Raw genomic sequence first — 20,029 nt, 5'->3', positions numbered from 1 at the left:
AAGCCGTTAGAACGGCTCTCGGCAGCGGCCTCTCGTAGGCCGCAAAGTATGAGCATACCGCTGATGTGTATCAGCCTGTGCCCTGCAAGATTCTGTGGGAATGCTCATTCCACCCTCGCCCGGGGTGGCATGTGCAGACGACTCGATGACGCGCATCGCCAGCACGGTCGGGATGGCACCGTGTGACTCGCGTCGGATATTCAGCGGGCTCGTCCAATTCCCGCAAGTACCTCTAACTGGCGAGCCAGGCTACGCCACCACCAAACGTACTGATCTCTACTGAGAACCACTTCATGTTCGACCCGGTTAGCAGCATTCAGCTGTGGGAACAGCGCGAACTTCACGGCCACCTGGCCAGCGTCAGACGATGCCGCGATCGTCAGCTGACCATCGCCGAGCGTCACCTCGTGGTGGTAGGGGCCGCCTGCTTGATGAAGTAGTTCCACGTCGGAGGCAGCGGCGGCAAGGAACTCGGCGTCGTCTTCCACGAAGAGCACCGCATCCATCCGTGCGTCGTCGAGCAGGGCGCCCCTGAGGTCTAATTGCGCGTAACCCATCTGTAGCAGCGTGGTCTTCACTTGACGCGGGCTCGTACCACCGGAGGACGCGGCGTCTCCGGGTTGGAGGGTGGCGCGTAGGACTGCAATTCGTTCCTTCATCCTCTATTGCCTATCGCGTCGGGGCGGGGTTGTCGTAGGCCGCGTGTTCTGGACCGATGGGAAACGTGTGAATCCCGTCTTCCTTGCGAATTACAACGGCCCGATCCGCCGGCTCCAGCATTATCCGCTCGGTCGGTGATGTTCCAGTGATCGGGTACTCGTTGTAGGGACGGACGACCTGCCCGGCACCTTCGGGGATGGGGACCGAATAGGCCCGACCTGGAACCATCTGGTCAACCGCCAAGTCAGCGATGGCTCGCTCGGCCTCGGCACGGGAGAGCCAACGGCCCTGAGCTCCTGCGATCCTACCCGTCCGGGGATTGCGACTAAGAGCACGCGAGATCACGTCCTCCAGCGGCCGCTCGGGACCGTGTGGGCCAGTAGTCACGTCTTCTTCACGGATTTTCGGTGCTGGGCCTCGCTTCGGTCCGCCAGGCGGCTCGGGGTGCCGTGTCGGGATGTCCTCGGCGGACACGGGGGTGGCCTCGGATGCCGTCGTCTTCGTGGTAGGAGGCCCTTGCGTCGAGGGGGCGACCTCCGGACCGGAGGGGTGCACCCTGGGTGGGCTCAGGTCGGCGACGGTCGCCGGCGATCTCCTCGGCGGCAACCCTCGGGCCTCGAGGACGTTGCTCAGACCTCTGCTCTCCGGCACGGGCAGTCTGACGCCGAGCCCCGTGTCGGCCAGTGCACCCTCGCCGGCCACGTCGTCCACCAGCTCGCCCAGCCGGGACAGGAGCTCACCGAGCGCGTCGAGGAGTTCGCCCAGTTCACCGACCAGCTTGCGCGCGAGCCCGCGGATCCACTCCACGGCCTGGCCGATCAACCGGCCGGCGCCGCGGAGCAACTCCACCGCCTCGGTGATCACCCGGGCGGCGAGTCGTCCGGCGATCCTCGCCGCGCCCTTCACGAGGTTGCCGATGGCGCCGGATGCCAGCGCCAGGGCGACCTCGAAGGTGATCCGGCCGACGACCTTGCCGATGCTCCGGCCGAACTCGAACCACGGTTGCTCGACGAACGCCAGGATCTCGCCGGCGGCACCCCGACCGAGAGCGCGGACCTGGGCCAGAGCGAGGCTCTCCAGCGACTCCAGCAGCGCGGTGAGCTGGTCGAGGCTCTCCCTCGGGTGCTCGATGACGTAGCTCAGTGCCGCGCCCAGCTGCTCGTCGAGACCTCGGAGGTCGGTCAGCAGCTCGGCGAGCCGGGGGCCGTACCGAGCCCACAGCTCCGGCGCCTGTTCCTGCAGGAAGTCGCTGATGGTGGAGGGCAGCTGGACGAGGGTGGTGACCGCGTCGACGATGTCCATGATCGAGGCCCACAGGCCCTCACCGACGCCGAGCGCGTAACCCCCGATGTACTTCCCGGCATCGACGACGTCGAAGTCCGAGAACTTCGCCTCGATGCGGGCCTGCTGCTCGGGTGGAGCGTCCTGCATGCCGCCCCACAGGCCACGCAGAAACTCACGCAGAACGGCCCACTGGGTCTCGCCCATGAGTTCTCCGGCCACCGCGTTGGCCACCCGGGAGTCCAGCGGGCCGAGCGAGACGTCGGCGTCCGGATCGTTCTCCGGCTGGCGGGCCAACACCTCGTGTCCGGTTGCGGCCTGCTGCGCCACGTGCGTCAGCTCGTGCGCCAGCAGCCGGCTACCGGCCCGGGTTGCGGGCGCATACCGTCCGGCCCCGAACACGACGTGCGGCCCGACGGTGAAGGCAGCGGCACCGACGGCCCGCGCCGAGGCCACCGCTGCCGCGTCGGTGTGCAGGCGGACCCGGCCGAGGTCGGCGCCGACCGCCACCTCCGCCCAACCGCGGACGGATGCGGGCAGCGGCGTCCCGACGTCCCGGGTCACCCGCTCGACGGCCGTGGACACGGACGGTGGGAGCACGTCACCGCTGCTGCCGGCTCCCCGGAGCGCAGGTACGCGACCGGCCGGGAGACAGGGGGAGGAGTCGGCGGGTCCGCCGGCTGTCTGTCGGGCGGCTCGGTCGGTGGCCTGTCGCTCCGCGGCACCCGCGACCGGGGCCAGGCGCAGTGGAGGGAGCGGGTGGGCGGGCCGATCGGCGAGGACCCGGTCCGCGAGGTCCGCTGCCGGGGTGGAGACCGGGACGAGACTGAAGTCGGAGCCGGGCCAGTCGTGTGCCAGGGCGTGCCCGGAGGGCTCCGTCGACCACTCCGAGCCTGCCGTCGCAGCCGGTCCCGAGCTCTGCCGGTCGAGGACGGTCGACGGGGTCACCCCCCGGTGACGGGCGCCAAGGGGAGCGGGGGTCCCCGCGGTCCCCGGAGCCGGTGTCGCCCGAGTCCGCACGACGCTGGCGTACATGGCGGCACTCCCCGGCGGACGAGCTCACGCGGACACTCGCGCGTGTGTCCGACGTCGATTCGTGACTGCGAGACTGGCGGCCCCGCGTCACCGCGACGTCACCTGCGGGTCCTGTCGCCGCCGCGAGCGTGCCCGACCGACGCGCAGCAGCCTCCACGACGGGCGCGGAGGGGAGCGTGGAGATGCGCGAGGGGACCTGTCCGGAGATGACGGGGCAGGCGCCGCTGCCTTGTCAACGCGGTAGTCGCCACCGCGGTTCTCGAGCCGGCGCACCCTCCGCGCGCACACCGCGGCGGAGTGGCCGACCTACTGCTCGTAGCGTTTCGAGACGATGTCCCCCGAATCACCGGAGATGACATAGTGCGGACCGCCGCCGCGGGCGCGCTGGTCCTTCGGTGTGTAGTCGATCTTCCAACCCTCGCCCTGCATCTCGCAGGTCACGTCGTATGCATCGAGGTCACGATAGGCAGTGAGTGCGTCTTCTCGGGCGATGCGCAATGCATGATCGCGGCCCACTTGCATACCCGCTCCTCGGTCCCTCTCCTGCGGGGCGCTCCGTGCCGCACGTGACCGCCCACATTGCCTCTGCGGACACTGGCGCCACATCAGCGTTCATCGTATGTGCCATCCGCCTTCGCCTGCGGTGCGACCGGTGCCGAGGGCAGACCCTGACTGCCGGCCAGGTGGGCGCGTCGGTTGGGGCCGCTGGCGAAGAACGTGACCGGGTCTGCGGCCGTCAAGCCGGTCGAACCCACCACGATCCCGGGCACCGCGTCCGCGGCATCCGCGACGCCGTCCGGCCCGCTGGGACCGGCAGTCCAGGCAGGGCCGAGGTTCGGGTGCGTGTGGTAGGTACCCACGACGATGCTGTCCGCCACGACCGGAGGTCCGGTCAGATCGATGATCGCGCCTTGGCCGGCAGGTGCTCTGCGGACCGTGATCTCGTTCGTGATGATGTTCATGTACACCCATCCGCCCTCCTCGTGCTGTGTTCCGCCGGGAGGATTCAGCGTCGGACTCGACGCCGCCCACACGGCGCGGAGTTCGGCGATGACGATCGGATCCGCGATCAGCTCTCCGTGCGTCGGTGCTCGCCGGCCCAGCAATTCGATGCACCTGGCGAGATCGTTGAAGGTGGAGAGGTGGTTCCGCATGCGGATGAGGAAGGCAGGCTCCGCCAGGACGACGTCTCGCTGCAGGACGGTGGCGGCCCGGATGCGCGTCCTCCAATCTGCGTAGGTCCTGTTGCCGGCACCGATCAGCGTCTCGATCTGACTCCGCAGCTCGAGACCGACGTGCAGACCTCCCAGCCCGGTGGAGCCGAGGGATCGGGCCTCCGCGAGGATCTCCAGGCTGAGCCGGCGCCGGGTGGAGGGTCCGATCTTCCCGTCTGCCGTGAGGCCGTGTTGAGCCTGGAAGTCGGCCACGGCCTGCACGAACGCGCCGTCGACGACGGCCGGCGCCGGGTCCAGTCCGACGATGTCGCGGAGGAGCTGGATCTCGGCGGCCTGCGTGATGGTCGCTCCGTTGAACGTGATCGCCGAGGCGATCTGCGTGGGCGTCAGCGCAGCTGCGACACCGGCCGGCGTCCGCGGTGCGACCGCGAAGTCGCGATGGACCACGCCCGTCAGCCCCAGCCGGTCCTGCTGCGCGACGTGGGTCAGTTCGTGCGCGAGGAGCCGTTGCGTGTCCGCGTTCCCGGGCCGGTAGCGCCCGGCGCCGAAGACGATGTGGCTCCCGAACGTGAAGGCACTCGCCTGGAGAGCGGCCGCGCTCGAGGCTGCCTCGGCGTCCGCGTGGACCCTGACAGTGGAGAAGTCGTGCCCGAAGCGCGGCTCGAAGTGCTCGCGCGTGGAACGCGGGAGGACCTCCCCGCCACCCGCGAGGCCGTGCGCGACCGTCGGCCCGATCTCCGGGCGGAAGGCCTTCCCGCCGGCGCTGTCCGTCCTCCGCTGGCCCCTTCCTGAGCCCATCACCTCGTCGGCCACCCGATCGGCTTCCCGCTCGAGCGAGTCGGTAGGAGCGCTCACCGCCATCGCTGATGCCGGTGCCGGTGCCGGTGCCGGTGCCGCCCCGCCCGGCTCCGTCCGTCCGATCGGCGGCAGTGATCGCTCCGGAGACTCGACGGGTCCAGCGCTTCCGGTGTGCCGGTGTCGTCGCTCACGGACCGATCCCCCGGATGCGTCTCCGGGCGAGTCGACCGCCCGTCCTCCCGGGACATGCGCCGGTGAGCCGACGTCAACGGGGATCTGGCTCCACTCACCGGTAGCGGGAGCGGATGTCACCGTACGACCGTTCGTCTCGGTGCCACGGTGACCGACGTCGGTCAACGGCCGCCCGCGCATGGGCACGCTGACACGGCGAGCATCCTGCCTGGCCCCGAGGGTCGGCTTCTCCGCCAGGGTCCGCATGTGTGTCGCCTCCGATGGGGGATCGAGGAGGACGAGCGGAGGCCCGCGTCGATGCGGACTCCGTTCCAGAGACAGCGAGGGTCCGTCCTCCCCACGGATCGTTGCCGGGCTGGAGGTCCCCGTCACTGCATGATCGTCCACCCGTCGTCACGGAGGCATCACGAGGACGTCGCCGCGTCGTGGCACTCGGCTACGCCCGGAGCTGAGGAGCGGACGTGGCGGGCTGGTCGGAGCTGGGACCGGTGCGCCTTCCGTGGTCGACCGGGTCGTCATGGGAGTCGACGGCCGGGGCGGTGCTCGGCACGGCCGCGGGCGGCTCAGAAGGGCGGCTCCTCAGCGGCGACCCCGACCGGAGTCGCCCAGGGATCCGGGGAGCCGCCCCGCCCGTTCGCGGCCCGCACGGTGCCGGGGCCGGGCGCGCCGCCCGTTCCCCGGCCGGAACCCTGCGACCCCGAACGGGCGCCCCTGGAGACGGTCGCCGTCGCGTAGCGGAGCGACGGGCCGATCTCGTCGACCTCCAACTCGACGACGGTGCGCTTCTCGCCCTCCTTGGTCTCGAAGGAGCGCTGCTTGAGGCGGCCCTGCGCCATCACCCGTGCCCCCCGGGCAAGTGACTCGGCGACGTTCTCCGCGGCCTCGCGCCACACGCTGCAGCGCAGGAAGAGCGCCTCGCCGTCCTTCCACTCCTGGGTCTCGCGGTCCAGGCTGCGCGGGGTCGAGGCGATGGTGAAGTTCGCGACCGCCGCGCCGGACGGCGTCCAGCGCAGCTCGGGGTCGCTGGTCAGGTTCCCGATGACGGTGATGACAGTGTCGCCGGCCATGATCCGGTCCTCCGTGTTGTCGGTGCATCGCTCAGTTGAGCACCCGGAGGCTAGGCGGACCCGCTGACAGTTCCGGCCTCACCAGGCTGTCCCCGGGCCATGTGACCATCGGGGGGACGGACCGGGGGAGCGAGGGGACGGCGGTGGCGGAGGCGCGGACGGCGGCGGTGCTCGAGGCGACGCTCGAGCGGGTCACGTTCGCCAACCCGCAGACCGGCTACACCGTGGCCCGGGTCGACACCGGGCGCGGCGGGGACCTGGTCACCGTCGTCGGCTCCCTGCTGGGCGCGCATCCGGGGGAGACCCTGCGGCTGCGGGGACGGTGGGGAGCGCACCCCCAGTTCGGCCGGCAGTTCCTGGTCGAGGACTACACCACGGTGCTGCCGGCCACGGCGCAGGGCATCCGCCGCTACCTGGGCTCCGGTCTGGTGAAGGGCATCGGGCCCAAGCTGGCCGAGCGGATCGTCGAGCACTTCGGCGCCGACGCGCTGCGGGTCATCGACGAGGAGCCACGGCGGCTGGCGGAGGTGCCCAGCCTCGGGCCCAAGCGCACGCGCCTCATCACCGCGGCCTGGGAGGAGCAGCGGGCGGTCAAGGAGGTCATGGTCGTCCTGCAGGGGATGGGCGTGTCCACCTCCTTGGCCGTGCGCATCTTCAAGCAGTACGGCGACGCCTCGGTCCGCGTGGTCCGGGAGGAGCCCTACCGGCTGGCCGCCGAGGTCTGGGGCATCGGGTTCAGGACGGCGGACACGATCGCGGCCGCGGTCGGCATCCCGCACGACAGCACGGAGCGCGTCGAGGCCGGACTGCAGCACGTGCTCTCCGAGGCCACCGGGCAGGGTCACTGCTTCCTGCCCGAGAGCGACCTGGTGGCGCGGGCGGTCCAGATGCTGCAGGTCCCCGCCGTCCTGGTCGGTCACTGCCTCGCCCTGCTGGTCGCCGACGCCAACGTCGTCCGCGAGGAGTTCCCTGGTACCGACGGCGAGCCGCCCACGGTGGCCTACTACCTCGTGCCCTTCCACCGGGCCGAGGTCGCTCTGGCCGCGGCCCTGCGGAGGCTGGCGACCGCCGACGACGACCGGATGCCCGCCTTCGCCGACGAGGACTGGGACGCCGCGCTGTCCTCGCTGCACCGGCGCACCGGGGTGGAGCTGGCACCCGGTCAGCGCGAGGCGGTGCGCCTGGCCCTGACCGAGAAGGTCGCCGTCCTCACCGGTGGCCCCGGGTGCGGGAAGAGCTTCACGATCCGCTCGATCGTCACGCTGGCGGCGGCCACGGGCGCCCGGGTGGTCCTCGCCGCCCCAACGGGCCGGGCGGCGAAGCGGCTCACCGAGCTGACCGGGGTCGAGGCGGTGACCGTCCACCGGCTGCTGCAGCTGCGACCGGGCGGCGACGCCGGGTTCGACCGGGAACGGCCGTTGCCGGCCGACCTGGTCGTCGTCGACGAGTCGTCGATGCTGGACCTGCTGCTGGCCAACAAGCTGGTGCGGGCCGTCCCTCCCGGAGCGCACCTGCTGCTGGTCGGTGACGTCGACCAGCTGCCCTCGGTCGGCGCGGGCGAGGTGCTCCGCGACGTGCTGGCCGACGGCAGCCCGGTCCCGCACGTACGCCTGACACAGGTGTTCCGGCAGGCCAGCCGGTCGGGGGTGGTGACCAACGCCCACCGGATCAACGCCGGCAGCCCGCCCCAGGTCCGCGGCCTGGAGGACTTCTTCCTGTTCGGCACCGAGGACGCCGAGGAGGCCGCGCGGCTCACCGTCGACGTGGTCGTCCGCCGGATCCCGGCCCGGTTCGGCCTGGACCCGCGGCGCGACGTCCAGGTGCTGACGCCCGTGCACCGCGGGCCGGCCGGGGCCGCCGCCCTGAACGAGCTGCTGCAGGAGGCGCTCACCCCCGCCCGGCCCGACCGTGCGGAGAAGCGCTTCGGCGGACGGGTGTTCCGCGTCGGGGACAAGGTCAGCCAGGTCCGCAACGACTACGACAAGGGGACGAACGGGGTCTTCAACGGCACTCAAGGTGTCGTCACCGCCATCGACGCGGTCCAGCAGACCGTCACCGTCGTCACCGATGAGGACGAGACCATCGAGTACGACTTCGGCGAGCTCGACGAGCTGGTGCACGCCTACGCCGTCACCGTGCACCGCTCGCAGGGCAGCGAGTACCCGTGCGTCGTCGTCCCGCTGACCACCAGCGCCTGGATGATGCTGCAGCGCAACCTGCTCTACACCGCCGTCACCCGCGCCAAGCAGCTCGTCGTCCTCGTCGGCTCGTCGAGGGCGCTGACCCAGGCCGTGCGCGCCACCGGGTCCGGTCGCCGGCACACCGGTCTCGCCCGGCGGCTCCGCGGCGGGCCACGGATCCCGGTCGATTGCGCCCAGAGCGAACGCCGACACGCGGAGCCTGCCGCCTGACCTGCGACGTCGACGTCGCCCGCGGATGTGCTTGTGGCGAGCGTCGGTTTGTGTCAGAGCCCGCTCGTAGCTTTCGGGTCGACATCTTCCCCATGTCGGCAAGGAGCACATCATGGCCATGGATGGCCTCAAGACCCGCAAGCCCACCGGCCGCGTCCCGTGGCCCTGCATCCTCCTCGAGGGTGAGGAGAAGGCCGGGAAGAGCTGGGCTCTCGCCCAGTTCAGCACCAGCGACCGGATCGGCGCCCTGTACTGGATCGACCTGAACGAGGGCGCCGGCGACGAGTACGGCGCCATCCCCGGCGCCACCTACGAGCTGGTCGAGCACGACGGCTCCTACGGTCAGGTGCTGGCCGCCGTCCAGGCGGTCAAGGCCGAGGCGCGCCGCGCGGCCGACGCCGGCGAGCCGCCGGTGGTCCTCGCCATCGACACCGGCTCGGCGATCTGGGACGGGCTCAAGGACTGGGCGAGCGCCCGCGCCGCCCAGTCCACGCGCAACCGCGAGCTGCTCAAGCGCGACCCGAACGCCGAGATCACCATCAGCCAGAACCTCTGGAACGACGCCGGCACCCGCTGGCGCAAGCTGCAGACCGAGCTGCTCACCTTCCCGGGCATCGTCGTGGTGACCGCCCGTGGCAAGGAGGTCACCGAGGTCGACACCAACGGCCGCCCGATCGAGGGGCAGAAGACCTGGTCGGTGCAAACGCACCGGGAGTTCCCCTACGCGGCCAGCCTGTGGGTGCGGCTGCGTCGCGGCCGGCGGCCGCTGATCGTCGGCGCGCGCAGCGTCCACGTCGGCATCAAGCCGAACACCGACCCCGCCCAGGAGGTCACCGACCAGAGGGCGGACGGCCGGCTGCTCGAGTGGCTGGTCTTCGACGCCCTGAAGTGCGATCCGGGCACTGCGCACGTCCGCGACCTCGTCCCCTTCCACGGCGGAGGGCTGCTCGAGCACGAGCGGGAGCAGGAGGCCCGGATCCGTACGGCGAGCGAGCCCGATGCCGCCGACCTGGTCGCCCGGATCCAGGACGCCGCGGACGACGACGACCTCCGCGAGGTCTGGGGCCAGGCCAACCGTGCCGGGCTGCTGCAGGTCGACGTCCCGGCCCCCGGCGGTACGTACACCGTCGCCGAGCTGATCCAGGCGCGGCACCAGGAGTTCCTCGAGGCGGCGGTGGACGCTCACCCGGCCGGACGCCGCCGGGCGCCGGCGGCGCCGCCGGCGCCTACGACGCCCGCCGCGGTGGTCGAGGCCGCCCGGGCCGCCGCGGCCGCGGCGCGCCCCCAGGAGGACCTGCCGACGGGCAACCCGCTGCTGGCGGCCTCGCCGACCCCGGACGACGCGCACGAGCGCCGGCTCACCGCCGCGCGCAAGGGCGTGCTGGCCAGCCTGGAGAGCCTCGGCGTGACCGACGAGCAGATCGCCGAGCGGTTCGGCCGGCCGACCGAGCACGTGGCGACCAAGCGGCTGACCGCGCTGGTCCGCGAGGTGATCGCCATCCAGCGGTCCGGGCGGTCGGTCGGGCAGCAGGACATCTCGGCATGACCGCGGTCCTGCCTGCCCGCCCCAGCGCGGCCGAGCGGCGCGCCGCGCCCAGCCTCGCGGCGGCGGTCCGCGAGCTCGACCGCCGGCGGGCACGCTCCCGGCAGCGGATGATCGGCGCCTCGGAGCTCGGGGAGTGCCGGCGTCGGGCGGCCTACCGGGTCGCCCGGCGCCGGCCCACCAACACCCGGACCGGGCTGCAGGCGTTCCTCGGGACGGAGCTGCACCGCGGGGTGTTGCGCACCCTCCGCCGTCAGTACGGCGGACTGACCGAGGTCGGGCTCAGAGGCGACCAGGTCAAGGGTCGGTGCGACTGGTGGCACGCCCCGGTGGTCGAGGACCTCAAGACCGCGTCCCGGTTCGGCTTCGAGCGGGTGCTCACGCGGGGGGTGCCGACCAAGCACTGGTTCCAGGTCGCCGTCTACGCCTGGCTGCTGCGCACCGGGCAGACGTCCGACCGGCGGCTCCCGCCCGGGGTCGGCCAGGACGTCGAGGGGCTGCGGATCCGGTACCTGTCCCGCGACTCGGGCGAGGACGTCGTGTTCGAGGCCGACCACGACCCGGCCCTGGCCGCGGAGGCCATCATGTGGCTCTCGGACGTCTACGCGACCGTCGACGCAAACGGGCCCGAGGCTGTTCCGCGCGACGGTTTCGGGCCCGGCGTGGACGGCATGTGCGACTGGTGCCCGTTCCTCGACCTGTGCTGGGGGCCACCGGTCGAAGCGGAGACGGAGGGCGACGTCTCCCGCCAGTCCCGCCTGACGGTCACCGACCAGGACTATGTCCAGGCCGTGCACGACTACGACACCTGGCGGGCGGCCGAGAGCGAGGCCCGGCGGAACAAGGAGTACGCGCGGGAACGGCTGCGTGGCCGGTCCGGGCCGGCGGACGATCTGCACTGCGAGTGGTCGGGGGGCAGCCTGCGCACCCAGGTGGACAAGGACGCCGCGGTCGAGCGGCTGGTCGACCTGGGCGAGGAGGTGCCGACGAGGCGGGCGCGCAGCCCGCAGACGATCCGGGTCACCCGGACCGGTGCGCGAGCGGAGGGGCGCTCGGACGCGGCGGCCTGACACGACGCGGGCCGGTCACTGCGCTTCCCGCAGCCCGTCCAGCGTCACCTGGGCCTCCACCTCCAGGCCCCCGAAGGTCTCCTCCACCAGCGCCAACCGGTCCCACCAGGACTGCACCGCGCCCGGGTCGGTCAGGTCGGACGGCTGCAGGGTCAACAGCCCACGGATCGACGCGTCGGTCGCCTCGAGCACACCGGGCCCATCGTCCTCCGACCGTGCCCGCGCCGCCCAGAACACCTCCGCCCACAGTGCGGCGACGCCTACGCCGCCGGCCACCGGGGCCGACTGCGGAAAGGCGCGGCGCCGATCCCGGACCACCGCCACGAGTCGCAGCGCCAGCAGGTGGCGCACCCGCCGCAAGAAGTCCGGGGCCACGGCGGCCCGGGCCCGCGCGGGTGCGGCCTCGACCAGGTGCTCGTACGCCGCGGTCAGTTCGTGCTGGGCCCGGCGGGTGCGCTCCCACAGCTGGTACCCGGTGAGCTCGGCGAGGGCGCCGGGCACGTCGTCGGCGTCGAGCTGGTCGGTCACGCCGAGGAACGTTAGACCCTCTGCCGACAGGTGCCGGGCGGCCACGGAGCGGGACACCAGCGCGCGGGCCGGGAGCGACAGGAGCCCCGCCGGCCGCAGCCTCGGGGGTTCCACTCGGTGTCCGGGGGGCGACACGCCACACGCACACGGCTGCCCCGGCTTCGCGATGACCGCAGGCCGAGCGCGAGCGAGGCCTCCACGCCGCATGCGGTACGGCGCGGAGCGATGCGCTCGTCCTGGGCCTCCGGTCAGACAGCAAGCCCGCCGCACGGCCGTCCCGGGGACAGGCGTGAGGCTGCACGTCGCGGGATCAGCCGACCGGCGTTCCCACAGCGGTGTGCACGTGCTCCGGCCGGACACCCATGCCGATGAACCGTCCGGTCAGGTGTCTCAGTGCGGGCAGCCGGCGGATGAGGCGGATCGGGAGCGGATCCGGCCGGTCGGCATCCGTCCCTCCTGATCGCGGATAGAGATTGCCGACCACCCGGATCTGGAACGCCTGGGTGATGCGGGTGGGCAGTTCCCTCCGCCGCTGGACGGCCCGCAGGGCGCCGGTCGTCACACCACCGGCGCGGAGGGCAGGTGCCAGGACGTTGGCGGCGGCGACGGCGTCCTGGATGGCGAGGTTGATGCCGACGCCGCCCGCAGGTGACATGGCGTGCGCTGCGTCCCCGATGCACAGCAGGCCCGGGCGCCACCACGTGCGCAACCGGTCGACCCGCACGCTGAGCAGTTTGACCTGCTCCCAGGTCGTGACGCCCTCGAGCCGGTCGGCGAACGTCGGCACCAGGGCGGCGATGGCCGAACGGAAGGTCGGCAGCCCGCGCTCCTGGACCCGGTCGAAGCCCTGGTGCGGGATGACGTAGGCGAGCTGCCAGTACGTGCCCCGGTTGATCGAGACGAGAACGCCGTCGCCCTCGCTCCGGAAGAACGGGACCTCTTCGTCAGCCGCTCGGGACAGCCGGAACCAGAGGACGTCGATCGGTGGTGACTTCGGGATCACCGCGAGACCCGCGCGCTCGCGGACGACGGAATCGCGCCCGTCTGCGGCGAGGACGAGGTCAGCGCGGACCTCGAGCGGCCCCTCCACCGTCTCGGCTCGCACGCCGGCGATCCGCCCGCCATCGAGGACCAGTTCCGTGACCTCAGCCTGCCGGATGAGGCGGAACGTCGGGTGGGCCCGCGCCCGGTCGTAGAGGAAGTCGAGGAAGTCCCACTGCGGCAGGAAGGCGATGAACCCGTACGGCCGCAACCGGCTGAACTCCGCGATGGTCAACGGTCCGGAGGCCGTCTCCATGGAGACTCGCGGCATCCGGGTGTGTGGCAGGTCGAGGAACTCCTCGGCGATGCCCAGCTCCGCGAGGATCCGGAGCGTTGCCGGGTGGATCGTGTCGCCACGGAAGTCACGGAAGAAGTCCTCGTGCTTCTCCAGCACGGTGACGTCCACGCCCGAGCGCGCCAGCAGCAGGCCGGCCATCATCCCCGCCGGCCCTCCGCCGACCACGCAGCACGTCGTCCGCTCCACGCGCATGGGGCCACCTTGGCGCTGCCGGGCTGCCAGGTCCACCGGTCCCGGCCTGGCGGACCACCAGGCTCCAGCGGGTACGCGCGGTTCGATCACGCCGGCACCACGCTCGCGCTCGAGGGCCGTCACGCTGCCCGACGTCTTCTGCGTCAGAGCGACCGGGGTCGTGCACCACAGGGGTGCAGGGAGCCTCGCCGTCGACGTGCCGGCGCAGAGCACCGACAGCGTGAGTTCAGCGGTGCGGTGATCGGCAGACGACTGCTGCGGCGGATCTCGCCAGCGACCCTGCGGTGGCTGTTCGTTCTCCTCGTCGTCGCGGTCGCGGCGCGACTGCCTCACGCAGCGGCCGATCATCGCCGACGCGCTGGAGGCGAGGAGGCCGTACGGGCGGCGGGCGGCTGAGGGCCGCGGGTGGCGGTGGCGGATCTCAGCGTCGCCGGGTGCGCTGCAACCAGCCGCCGCCGAACAGCGCCAGGAGCACGAGCACGGGCTGGAGGAACAGCCGGACGAGTCGCTCCCCGTCGGTGTCGAGCCCGAAGGCGTCGGTGCCCTCCACGTACTGGGCGACGTTGCCCGGGAAGACCACCACGAAGAACGCCGCCAGCAGCGCCCCGACGAGCCGTCTCCTCCGCGGCAGCGCGACGAAGGCCACGCCCAGGGCGATCTCGACGACGCCTGACACGAGCACCGTCAGGTCCTCGTCGACGGGGAACCACCCGGGCACCTGGGCCCGGAACTGCTCCCGCTGGGTGGTGAGGTGGAGGACGCCGGCGCCCACCATCGCCGCGCCGAGCAGGAGGCGGACGGCGGTGCGGGCGACGGGGGCCATGACCGCACGGTAGGCGGCCGTGCTGCCGTCGAGCCGGTGGTCGTGCGGAGGCGCGACCGGCCCGTGACCCCACCGGTGTCCGGGGAGTCGGCCGGCTGAGCACTCACCCGCAGGTCAGCCGAGGGCGCGGTCGGCACACCTGGCATAGGCGTCGTGCCAGGGGCGGAGTCGTTCGTATGCCGCGCTCGCGGCGAGCACGTCGGCGTCGCCGTAGCGCCGGCCGATCAGCTGCATGCCGACCGGCAGCCCGTCGACGTCGCCGGCCGGGACGGAGGCAGCCGGATGTCCGGAGAAGTTGACGACGTAGGTGAGGCACCAGCCGATGAGCGGGTCGACCTCCACGCCCTCGATGCTCCGCGGCCCGACCGTGTTGCCGTCCTCGGCGTTGTCCACGGGCAACGCGGCCAGCGTCGGCGTCACGAGCACGTCGTGGCTGCGCATCACCTGCTGGATCCGGTCGTGGACGTGGGTGCGCATGCGCTGGTCGCTCAGCACGTCGAGGGCGCTGAGCCGGTAGCCCTCGTCGATCCAGCGCAGGTACTCCGGCGGGAAGTCCTCGCGGTGTCCGCCGAGCAGGTCGACACCCTGTGACTTGAGCCCCTCGAGCCCCTCGATGTTGAGGGGCATGATCAACCGGCACCACAGGTCGCTCAGCTCGCGCTGGTCGTAGTCGAACGTCAGGTCGACCTCCTCCACGGTGGCACCGGCTTCCTCGAAGGCACGCACGGCCTGCCGCACGACGGCGGCGACCCGGCGGTCGACGGGGTAGACGCCGAAGTCGGGGCTGTAGGCGATCCGCCAGCCGCTGATCGAGCGGCGCGTGGCTCCCGCGAAGGTGGTCGGGTCGTCCAGGGCGAACGGGTCGCGGTCGTCGTAACCGGCGAGCACGTCGAGCGCGAGCGCAGCGTCGTCCACCGTGCGCGTCAGCGGGCCCTCGAACAGGAAGGGGTTGAGGGACCCGAAGGCGTTCGGCCGCCCGGTGTACGGCACGCGGCCGAACGAGGCCTTGTAGCCGTACACACCGCACCACGCGGCCGGGATGCGGATGGAGCCGCCGCCGTCCGTGCCCTCGGCGAGGGGAAGCAGCCCGTCCGCGACCGCGGCGGCGCTGCCGCCGGAGGAGCCGCCGGTGTTCTTCGTGGTGTCGAAGGGATTGCGGGACGGCCCGAACAGGTAGTTGTCGCACGTGCCGCGGAAACCCATGACCGGGCTGTTGGTCTTGCCGACGAGGATGGCGCCCGCCGCCTCCATCCGCTCCCCGTACGTGCAGTACGCGGGTACGCTGAAGTCCTTCATCGCGCGGATCCCGCCGAACGTGGCCGGCCATCCCGGCTTGAAGTCGAATAGGTCCTTGATCGCGGTCGGCACCCCGTGCAGCGGACCCAGCGCGGCGCCGGACACCAGGGCGTCCTCGGCCTGCCGCGCTCGGTCGCGGGCCTCGTCGAAGGCGGTGTAGACGACCGCGTTGAGGCTGGGGTCACGCGTCTCGATCCGGTCGATGACCGCGTCGAGGAGCTCGACGGGGGACAGGTCGCGACGCCGGATGCGGGCGGCCAGTTCGGTGGCGGTCGCGTAGGCGAGGTCGTCGGACACGGTCACCATCCGTCCCTCGTCCGGTGTCCCCGTGAGACTCGGAGTGTGCCGGGGGAGACATGGCCCCGGCAAGCGGGACGGGACGGTGCGTTCACCAGTCATGGGTCAGGACGCCGGCCGCATCGGCCGCTGCAGCAGCGATCGCGGCACAGAGCGGCCGGGCCGGGGGGTCGACGTCGGCCGCGGCTCGACCGTCGACGGGCCCGCGCTCGTCGCGGCCCCGGCGGAGGGGCGCCTCGCCGGCGCCGAGCTCGAGCGCGCACCGCACGCGGTCGGGTGGGCGCCGACGACCTCCTCTCCGCCAAGCTGGCGGTGCCGGAAGGCCGGGAGCCGCACGACGTCGTGCACCGCCGCAGACCAGGAGGGAACCGTCATGGACATCGCGTCAGCCCTGCGCAGCGCCCGACTCGTCCCCGTCGTCGTGCTCGACGACGCCCGCGACGCCGATGCCCTGGCCGGCGCACTCGTCGCCGGGGGCCTGCCGGTCGCCGAGGTCACCTTCCGCACCCCGGCCGCTCCGGACGCGATCCGCGCCATGTCCGATCGCGGGGACATCCTCCTCGGCGCGGGGACCGTCCTGACTCCTGCCCAGGTGGACCAGGCGGTCGCCGCCGGCGCCGGCTACGTCGTCTCGCCCGGCCTGAGCCGCGCCGTCGTCGAGCGCTGTGCCGAGCACGGCGTCCTCGCGCTGCCCGGTGCCGTCACGGCGACCGAGGTCCAGGCGGCTCTGGAGCTCGGCCTCACGACCGTCAAGTTCTTCCCCGCCGGCACGTCCGGCGGGGCACCGGCGATCGCCGCCCTCGCCGCGCCCTTCGGCGACGTTCGCTTCATCCCCACCGGCGGCGTCGGCCCCGCGAACCTCGAGGGGTACCTGCGCATCGATGCCGTCGTGGCGGTCGGCGGCTCGTGGATGGTCCCTCGCGACCGCGTGGCCGCCCGTGACTTCGAGGCCGTCCGCCGACTCACCACCGACGCGGTGGCGCTGGTGCGACGGGCCTCGCCGACGACCTCGCCCGGCCACTGACCAGGAGGAGCGCCGCGACGGGCCTCAGTGGTTGTCGCGCGGGACGCCCGTGGTCTGCGCGACGCGCTGGTAGCCCACCGCCGGGCGGAGGACCATGCCGTCGCACAACTGGGTGACCAGCGAGCGTTGGATCTCCTGCCACGGCGTCTGCGAGGCCGGCACGGGATACCCGCCGGACTCCTCCAGCCGGCGCCGGCGCTCGATCAGCTGCTCGTCGGGGAGCAGGACGTCGGCCCGGCCGGCGACGAGGTCGATCCGGACGACGTCGCCCGTCTGCAGCAGCGCCAGTCCGCCGCCGGCCGCGGCCTCGGGCGAGGCGTTGAGGATCGACGGCGACCCCGACGTCCCGGACTGGCGGCCGTCCCCGATGCAGGGCAGCGCGTGCACACCTCGCCTGATCAGCGCCGCCGGTGGCTGCATGTTGACGACCTCGGCGGCGCCCGGGTATCCCAGCGGGCCGACCCCGCGGATGAACAGCAGGCACGTCTCGTCGATGTCGAGCGCCGGGTCGTCGATGCGGGCGTGGTAGTCCTCCGGGCCGTCGAAGACCACGGCGCGGCCCTCGAGCACGCCCGGGTGCTCGGGGTCGGACAGGTAGCGCTCCCGGAACTCCGGGGAGATGACGCTGGTCTTCATGATCGCGCTGTCGAACAGGTTGCCGCGCAGGACGAGGAAGCCGGCGTCGGGCAGCAGCGCCTGGTCGAAGCTGCGGATGACGTCGCGGTCGGTCGCCGCGCTGGCCCGGCAGTTCTCCCCGATCGTCCGGCCGTTGACGGTGCGGGCGTCCTCGTGGATCAGCCCGTGCGCCATCAGCTCGTGCACGACGGCGGGCACGCCACCGGCCCGGTGGAACTCCTCACCGAGGTACCTGCCGGCCGGCTGGAGGTCCACGATGAGTGGGACGGTCAGCCCCAGGTCCTGCCAGTCCGCCACGTCCAGCGGGACGCCGACGTGCTGCGCGATGGCATTCACGTGGATCGGCGCGTTGGTGGAGCCCCCGATGGCGGAGGTCACGACGATCGCGTTCTCGAACGCCTCCCGGGTCAGGACGTCCGACGGCCTGAGGTCCTCGCGCACCATCTCCACGATCCGCCGGCCGGTCAGGTACGCCACCCGGCCGCGGTCTCGGTGCGGAGCGGGGATGGCGGCGGAGCCGGGCAGGCTCATGCCGAGGACCTCGGCGACGGCGTTCATGGTCGACGCCGTCCCCATCGTGTTGCAGTGGCCGGGGGAGGGGGCCGACGATGCGACGAGGTCGACGAAACCCGCCTCGTCGATCTCGCCCGCGGCCAGCATCTCGCGGGCCTTCCAGACGATGGTCCCCGAGCCGGTCCGCTCACCGTTGAACCAGCCGTTGAGCATCGGCCCCCCGGACAGCACGATCGCCGGGATGTCCACGGTGGCCGCGGCCATCAGGCAGGCGGGGGTCGTCTTGTCGCAGCCGGTCGTCAGCACGACGCCGTCCAGCGGGTAGCCGTGCAGCACCTCGACCAGCCCGAGGTAGGCGAGGTTCCGGTCGAGGGCCGCCGTCGGGCGCCGCCCGGTCTCCTGGATCGGGTGCACCGGGAACTCGAGGGCCAGTCCGCCCGAGTCCCTGATGCCCTCACGCACCCGCTCGGCCAGTACCAGGTGGTGCCGGTTGCACGGGGCGAGGTCCGAGCCGGTCTGCGCGATGCCGATGACCGGTCGGCTCGACTGCAGTTCCTCCCGGGTCAGCCCCCAGTTCAGGTACCGCTCGACGTAGAGCGCCGTCATCCCGGGGTTCTGCGGGTTGTCGAACCACGCCTGGCTGCGCAGCCGTCGCCCGGGCGCCACGTCGTCCACCGGACCCTCCCATCGCCGGTCGGAGCCGGGCCGTCCACCGTGACGGCTCAGCCTCCGGCGCGATTGTGGGTCCGGCGGGCGACGAGCGCGCCCCCGTGGACCCTGCGACCCTGGACGACGCCGCGATCCGGCGGCTGGTCGCGGGCGTCCGGTACGCAGGGAGGCGAGAAGATGGCGAGCAAGGCGCCGCTCGGACCCGTCCCGACCGCTCGGCAGGTGCCCAGGTGGTCCGAGCTCCGCGAGGTCGTGCAGTTCCGGAGGCCGCGGCTCGGCCGGACGGCTCGACGCCTGGAGCACGCGCTCACCGTCCGCGACCTCCGTGCGGCGGCCAGGCGCACGACCCCCCGCGCGGTCTTCGACTACGTGGACGGCGCCGCCGAGGAGGAGATCACCGCGGCGCGCAACGTCGCCGCCTACCGGCGGGTCACGTTCCTCCCGGATGCGCTGCGCCCGGTCGCCGACCCCGACACGAGCGTCGAGCTGTTCGGGTCGCGCGTCGCGATGCCGCTGGTCTTCGCCCCCACCGGCTACACCCGGATGATGCACCACCACGGGGAGGCGGCCGTGGCCGGCGTGGCCGAGCACGTCGGCGTCCCCTACGCCCTGTCCACGGTGGGCTCCACCTCGATCGAGGACGTGCGGGCCGCGGCGCCGGGCGGTGACCTGTGGTTCCAGTTGTACTTCACCGCCGACCCCGCGGTGAACGAGGACCTCCTGTCACGAGCAGAGGCGGCGGGCTACTCGACGCTCGTGCTGACCGTGGACACCACGGTCTCCGGGATGCGCTACCGGGACGTCGTCAACGGCCTCACCATCCCGCCGACGCTGACGGCCAGGACCGTGCTCGACATGTCGCGCTTCCCGGTGTGGTGGTTCAACAAGCTGACCACCGGCGGGCTGACGTTCGCCTCGCTCGCCGACGTGCCGGGCAACCCGACGCCGGGCGAGGTGGCGAGCATGGTGTTCGACCCGGGCCTGGGCCTGACCGCCCTGGACTGGCTGCGCCGGCGGTGGCGGGGCAACCTCCTGGTCAAGGGCGTGACGACGCCCGCCTCGGCCGCCGAGATCGTGGAGCGCGGGGCCGACGGCGTGGTCGTGTCCAACCACGGCGGGCGCCAGCTCGACCGCTCGGCCGCGACCCTGGACGTGCTCCCTGCCATCCGCGCGGCCGTGGGCCGGCAGGCCACCGTGCTCATCGACGGTGGCGTCCTGCACGGTCAGGACGTCGTGGCCGCGCGAGCCCTCGGCGCGGACGCCGTGATGATCGGCCGGGCCTACCTCTACGGGCTCATGGCCGGCGGTCGGGACGGCGTCCTGCGCGCCTACGAGATCCTCGCCCAGGAGTACCAGCGCTCCATGCAGCTGCTCGGCGTGCGGCGCAGCGAGGACCTCGCCGAGCGGCACGTCGCCTTCGCACCGCACGGCGCGGGCGAGTACCCGAACGTCTCGGTCTGATCGCGGTCGCGCGACCCGG

The 20,029-nt window shown here is 72.5% G+C and carries 15 protein-coding genes; 5 read left to right on the top strand and 10 right to left on the bottom strand.

The genetic code is table 11. The features are described 5' to 3' along the window. Nucleotides 1-200: 200 nt before the first annotated feature. The 5 genes from CHB98_RS04520 to CHB98_RS04500 all read right to left on the bottom strand — a co-directional run bounded on the left by CHB98_RS04520 (nt 201) and on the right by CHB98_RS04500 (nt 6,208). Nucleotides 201-578, bottom strand: a complete 378-nt coding sequence (locus CHB98_RS04520) for a hypothetical protein (RefSeq protein WP_089304409.1) — start codon at nt 576-578, stop codon at nt 201-203. A gap of 91 nt (nt 579-669) precedes the next feature. Further along, nucleotides 670-2,526: an eCIS core domain-containing protein gene (locus tag CHB98_RS04515; RefSeq protein WP_218822242.1), complete on the bottom strand. Its 1,857-nt coding sequence runs from the start codon at nt 2,524-2,526 to the stop codon at nt 670-672. A gap of 756 nt (nt 2,527-3,282) precedes the next feature. Then, complete coding sequence (locus CHB98_RS04510; RefSeq protein ID WP_143424942.1) at nt 3,283-3,492, bottom strand: hypothetical protein; 210 nt, start codon at nt 3,490-3,492, stop codon at nt 3,283-3,285. Nucleotides 3,493-3,581: 89 nt separating this feature from the next. After that, nucleotides 3,582-4,964, bottom strand: a complete 1,383-nt coding sequence (locus CHB98_RS04505; protein WP_179224186.1) for an eCIS core domain-containing protein — start codon at nt 4,962-4,964, stop codon at nt 3,582-3,584. A 740-nt stretch (nt 4,965-5,704) separates the two neighbouring features. Further along, complete coding sequence (locus CHB98_RS04500; RefSeq protein WP_089304405.1) at nt 5,705-6,208, bottom strand: single-stranded DNA-binding protein; 504 nt, start codon at nt 6,206-6,208, stop codon at nt 5,705-5,707. A 143-nt stretch (nt 6,209-6,351) separates the two neighbouring features. Between CHB98_RS04500 and recD2 the strand changes: the two genes are divergently transcribed. The 3 genes from recD2 (at nt 6,352) to CHB98_RS04485 (ending at nt 11,232) form a co-directional block, all read left to right on the top strand. Further along, nucleotides 6,352-8,619 (top strand): SF1B family DNA helicase RecD2, encoded by a 2,268-nt coding sequence (recD2, locus tag CHB98_RS04495; RefSeq protein ID WP_089304404.1) that lies wholly within the window; start codon nt 6,352-6,354, stop codon nt 8,617-8,619. 112 nt (nt 8,620-8,731) lie between these two features. Beyond that, nucleotides 8,732-10,165, top strand: a complete 1,434-nt coding sequence (locus tag CHB98_RS04490) for a DEAD/DEAH box helicase family protein (protein WP_089304403.1) — start codon at nt 8,732-8,734, stop codon at nt 10,163-10,165. Next, nucleotides 10,162-11,232, top strand: coding sequence for a PD-(D/E)XK nuclease family protein (locus CHB98_RS04485; RefSeq protein ID WP_089304402.1), 1,071 nt, complete (start codon nt 10,162-10,164; stop codon nt 11,230-11,232). Before CHB98_RS04490 ends, CHB98_RS04485 begins: the two co-directional genes overlap by 4 nt. 15 nt (nt 11,233-11,247) lie before the next feature. Here CHB98_RS04485 and CHB98_RS04480 read toward each other — a convergent pair whose 3' ends face one another. The 4 genes from CHB98_RS04480 to CHB98_RS04465 form a co-directional block, all read right to left on the bottom strand. After that, the gene (locus CHB98_RS04480; protein ID WP_143424941.1) at nt 11,248-11,760 is read right to left on the bottom strand and encodes a hypothetical protein; all 513 of its coding nucleotides are present in this window, start codon (nt 11,758-11,760) and stop codon (nt 11,248-11,250) included. A 310-nt stretch (nt 11,761-12,070) separates the two neighbouring features. Beyond that, nucleotides 12,071-13,624: an FAD-dependent oxidoreductase gene (locus tag CHB98_RS04475; RefSeq protein ID WP_218822241.1), complete on the bottom strand. Its 1,554-nt coding sequence runs from the start codon at nt 13,622-13,624 to the stop codon at nt 12,071-12,073. Between the two features lie 88 nt (nt 13,625-13,712). Continuing rightward, nucleotides 13,713-14,114, bottom strand: coding sequence for a DoxX family protein (locus tag CHB98_RS04470; RefSeq protein WP_089304399.1), 402 nt, complete (start codon nt 14,112-14,114; stop codon nt 13,713-13,715). A gap of 114 nt (nt 14,115-14,228) precedes the next feature. Then, nucleotides 14,229-15,716 carry an amidase gene (locus tag CHB98_RS04465; RefSeq protein ID WP_089304398.1) on the bottom strand — a complete coding sequence of 496 codons (1,488 nt, stop codon included), beginning with the start codon at nt 15,714-15,716 and terminating at the stop codon, nt 14,229-14,231. A gap of 364 nt (nt 15,717-16,080) precedes the next feature. Between CHB98_RS04465 and eda the strand changes: the two genes are divergently transcribed. Continuing rightward, on the top strand, nt 16,081-16,731 hold the full coding sequence (eda, locus tag CHB98_RS04460) for a bifunctional 4-hydroxy-2-oxoglutarate aldolase/2-dehydro-3-deoxy-phosphogluconate aldolase (protein WP_089304791.1): 651 nt from the start codon (nt 16,081-16,083) through the stop codon (nt 16,729-16,731). Between the two features lie 24 nt (nt 16,732-16,755). On the opposite strand, the gene CHB98_RS04455 is transcribed toward eda, so the two are convergent. Then, on the bottom strand, nt 16,756-18,555 hold the full coding sequence (locus tag CHB98_RS04455; protein WP_179224184.1) for an IlvD/Edd family dehydratase: 1,800 nt from the start codon (nt 18,553-18,555) through the stop codon (nt 16,756-16,758). Nucleotides 18,556-18,771: 216 nt separating this feature from the next. On the opposite strand from CHB98_RS04455, the gene CHB98_RS04450 reads away from it, so the two are divergent. Then, nucleotides 18,772-20,010 carry an alpha-hydroxy acid oxidase gene (locus CHB98_RS04450; protein WP_245820925.1) on the top strand — a complete coding sequence of 413 codons (1,239 nt, stop codon included), beginning with the start codon at nt 18,772-18,774 and terminating at the stop codon, nt 20,008-20,010. The last annotated feature ends 19 nt before the right edge of the window (nt 20,011-20,029 follow it).

It is taken from the genome of Geodermatophilus pulveris (genome assembly GCF_900188375.1).
GTDB classification, from domain to species: Bacteria; Actinomycetota; Actinomycetes; order Mycobacteriales; family Geodermatophilaceae; genus Geodermatophilus; species Geodermatophilus pulveris.
Note: the sequence above shows the minus strand (reverse complement) of the source record. Positions and strands in the feature narration are given on the sequence as shown.

Excerpts from the sequence above, each read along its gene's own strand:
- CHB98_RS04500 (WP_089304405.1), bottom strand. The coding sequence starts at position 6,208 with ATGGCCGGCGACACTGTCATCACCGTCATCGGGAACCTGACCAGCGAC.
- CHB98_RS04490 (WP_089304403.1), top strand. The coding sequence starts at position 8,732 with ATGGCCATGGATGGCCTCAAGACCCGCAAGCCCACCGGCCGCGTCCCG.
- CHB98_RS04485 (WP_089304402.1), top strand. The coding sequence starts at position 10,162 with ATGACCGCGGTCCTGCCTGCCCGCCCCAGCGCGGCCGAGCGGCGCGCC.
- CHB98_RS04470 (WP_089304399.1), bottom strand. The coding sequence starts at position 14,114 with ATGGCCCCCGTCGCCCGCACCGCCGTCCGCCTCCTGCTCGGCGCGGCG.
- CHB98_RS04465 (WP_089304398.1), bottom strand. The coding sequence starts at position 15,716 with ATGGTGACCGTGTCCGACGACCTCGCCTACGCGACCGCCACCGAACTG.
- eda (WP_089304791.1), top strand. The coding sequence starts at position 16,081 with ATGGACATCGCGTCAGCCCTGCGCAGCGCCCGACTCGTCCCCGTCGTC.